Annotated in this window: 2 protein-coding genes and 1 pseudogene; all 3 read left to right on the top strand. The window is 67.3% G+C overall.

Annotation, left to right across the window (positions count from 1 at the left end; translation table 11 throughout):
* Positions 1 to 57 precede the first annotated feature (57 nt).
* A pseudogene (locus tag AB0D93_RS41405) lies at positions 58 to 318 on the top strand (AMP-binding protein); the annotation flags it as partial.
* A 147-nt stretch (positions 319 to 465) separates the two neighbouring features.
* On the top strand, positions 466 to 1086 hold the full coding sequence (locus AB0D93_RS41410) for a phosphopantetheine-binding protein (RefSeq protein ID WP_362131908.1): 621 nt from the start codon (positions 466 to 468) through the stop codon (positions 1084 to 1086).
* A partial coding sequence (locus AB0D93_RS41415; RefSeq protein WP_362131905.1) for a condensation domain-containing protein occupies positions 1083 to 2773 on the top strand: 1691 nt, incomplete at its 3' end. The genes AB0D93_RS41410 and AB0D93_RS41415, both read left to right, overlap by 4 nt.

A 2773-nucleotide genomic window follows, 5' to 3' on the forward strand; every position in this document is an offset into this window, starting at 1 on the left:
GAGGTTTTGGCGCATCAGTTGTCGGAGGACGAGGCGTGTGCTCTGGCGGGTGTGTGGGTGGTTGCCGGTGAGGCGTTGTCGGGTGGGCTTGCGGGACGTTGGGCGGGGTTGCTGGGTGCGGGCCGTGTGATCAATGAGTACGGTCCGACGGAGGCGTCGGTGGGTACGTGCACGTTTCCGGTGGATGGTCCGGTGGGTGTGGATGTGGTGCCGATCGGTCGGCCGTTGCCGAACATGGCGATGTATGTGCTGGACCGGGGGATGGTGCCGGTGCCGGTGGGTGTTCCGGGTGAGTTGTATGTCGGTGGTGTGGGTGTGGCTCGTGGGTATGCCGGGCGTGCGGGGTTGACGGCGGAGCGGTTTGTGCCGGATCCGTTCGGGGGTTCGGGTGGCCGTTTGTATCGCACGGGTGATGTGGTGCGGTTGCTCCCGGACGGCAATGTCGATTTCATCGGGCGGGCTGACATGCAGGTCAAGATCCGGGGTTACCGGATCGAACCGGAAGAGATCCAGGCCCGGCTGACCGAGCACGACGACGTCCGCGAGGCCGTGGTCGTCGTCCGTGAGGACCAGCCCGGCGAGAAGCGCCTGGTGGCCTACTACGTCCCGGCGGACACGGCGGCCCCGACCGGCCGGCAGGACCTGATGGAGCATTGCGCGGCCCGCCTGCCGGACTACATGGTGCCCACCGCCTACGTGCCACTCGACGCACTGCCGCTGAACGCCAACGGCAAGATCGACCGCCGAGCCCTCCCGGAGCCCGACGACACCGCCGGTGAGACCGCCGGTCCGCGGAACTTCGTGGAGGAGCAGATCGCGGAGATCTGGACGCAGCTGCTCGGCAGTCCGGCAGGCGTCCACGACAACTTCTTCCAGCGCGGCGGCAACTCGATCCTCGCCATCCGGCTGATCGCACAGATCCAGTCCGCGTTCGACGTCGACATTCCGGTCCGGGCCGTCTTCGAGGCCCCGACCATCGCCGGCATCGGTGAGGCCCTCGAGGCCGCAGTACGAGACGAAATCGACCAGATGACGGACGCCGAGGTCACGGCGCAGACGCACGGCTACGAGGGTGAGGGCAAGTGAGCACGGGGGACAACCAGCAGGCAGGCGCGCCGGACACGGGTACGTCGGCCCGTGAGGAGCTGTTGCGACGGCGCCTGACGGGTGGTCGTGGTGCTGCCGCTGAGCAGACGGCGGCCACCGGACGTGGCCGTGCGGTGATCGGCCGTGCTGATCGGTCGGGTCCGTTGCCGTTGTCGTACGGCCAGCAGCAGATGTGGTTCCTGAACCGACTGGACCCGGACAGCGCCGAGTACCTGGTGCCGCTCGCCGTACGGCTGCGTGGCCGGCTGGACCGTGCCGCGCTGCGCGAGGCCTGGGCGCAGATGACCGCCCGGCACGAGATTCTGCGGACCCGTTATGTCATGGACGGCGCGGCTCCGGTCCAGGTGATCGATGAGCCGCGTCCGGTCGACCTGATGGACGTCGACCTGAGCGACGCCGACGCGGACAGCCGCGAACGGCGCGCCGCGGAGATGTTCCGCGCGGAGTCCGCCGGGGCGTTCGACGTGGAGCGGGAGTGGCCGCTGCGGGGAACGCTGGTGCGGCTTGCCGAGGACGATCACGTACTGATCGTCGTCTTCCATCACGTCGCTTGTGACGCGTGGTCCACTCGTTTGTTCATGGAGGAGCTGAGCGAGCTTTATCTGGCTTTCGCCGGGGGGCGTTCTTTGGAGCTCGCTGAGCCGGAATTGCAGTATGCGGATTTCGCGGTGTGGCAGCGGGAGTACCTTTCGGGTGAGCGGCTGGAGCGCGAGCTGGATTATTGGCGGGACCAGTTGGACGGGCTCACCCCGCTGGTACTGCCGACCGACCGTCCCAGGCCGGCGGCGCGCGGCTTCGAGGGGGCCGAGGTCACCGTCCCGTTCCCGGCGGGACTGGATGAGCGGGTACGGAAGGTGGCCGCTGAATTCGGTGTGACGCCGTTTGTTGTGTTGTTGACGGCGTATCAGTTGGTGTTGTCGCGGTATGTGGGTCGTCAGGACGTCGCGGTGGGGACTGTGGTGTCGGGTCGGGGTCGTCCTGAGCTGCAGGGGATGCTGGGTTATGGCATCAACAGTTTGGTGATGCGTGCGCGTTGGGGTGGTGGGGAGTCGTTCGGGGAGCTCCTTGAGGCCAATCGTGTGAGTGTGTATGGGGCGTTTGACCATCAGGGTGTGCCGTTTGCGCGGCTGGTTGATGAGTTGGAGCCGGAGCGGGACATGTCCCGTACGCCGTTGTATCAGGTGTCGTTCACGATGCATGAGTCGGCGGAGGCGGCGCAGGGTCTGTTCGGTGTGGAGTCTGCTGCGTTCGGTGTGGTGGGTGGTGTGGCCAAGACTGATCTGGAGCTTCAGGTGGTGGAGGCTGCGGATGGTTCGTTGAGTGCGCGGCTGGTGTATCCGGTGGCGTTGTTCGAGCGTGGCTCGGTGGAGCGGGTGGCGGGGCACTGGCTGCGGTTGCTGGGTGCGGCGGTGGCCGAGCCGTCGGTTGCGGTGGCGCGGTTGGAGATGCTGGATGCGGCGGAGAGGTCGCTGCTGGCGTCGGGGCCGGAGGTGTCCGCTCGGGTGGAGCGGTGTGTGCATGAGGTGTTCGAGGAGCGGGCGGCGTTTGATCCTGCGGCGGTGGCTGTGGTCGCCGGTGGGGTGGAGTTGTCGTACGGGGAGGTGAATGCGCGGGCGAATCGTCTGGCGCGTTATCTGTCCGGGCTGGGTGTGGGGCCTGAGTCGCT

The organism is Streptomyces sp. NPDC048191, from assembly GCF_040652655.1.
Lineage (GTDB): Bacteria > Actinomycetota > Actinomycetes > Streptomycetales > Streptomycetaceae > Streptomyces.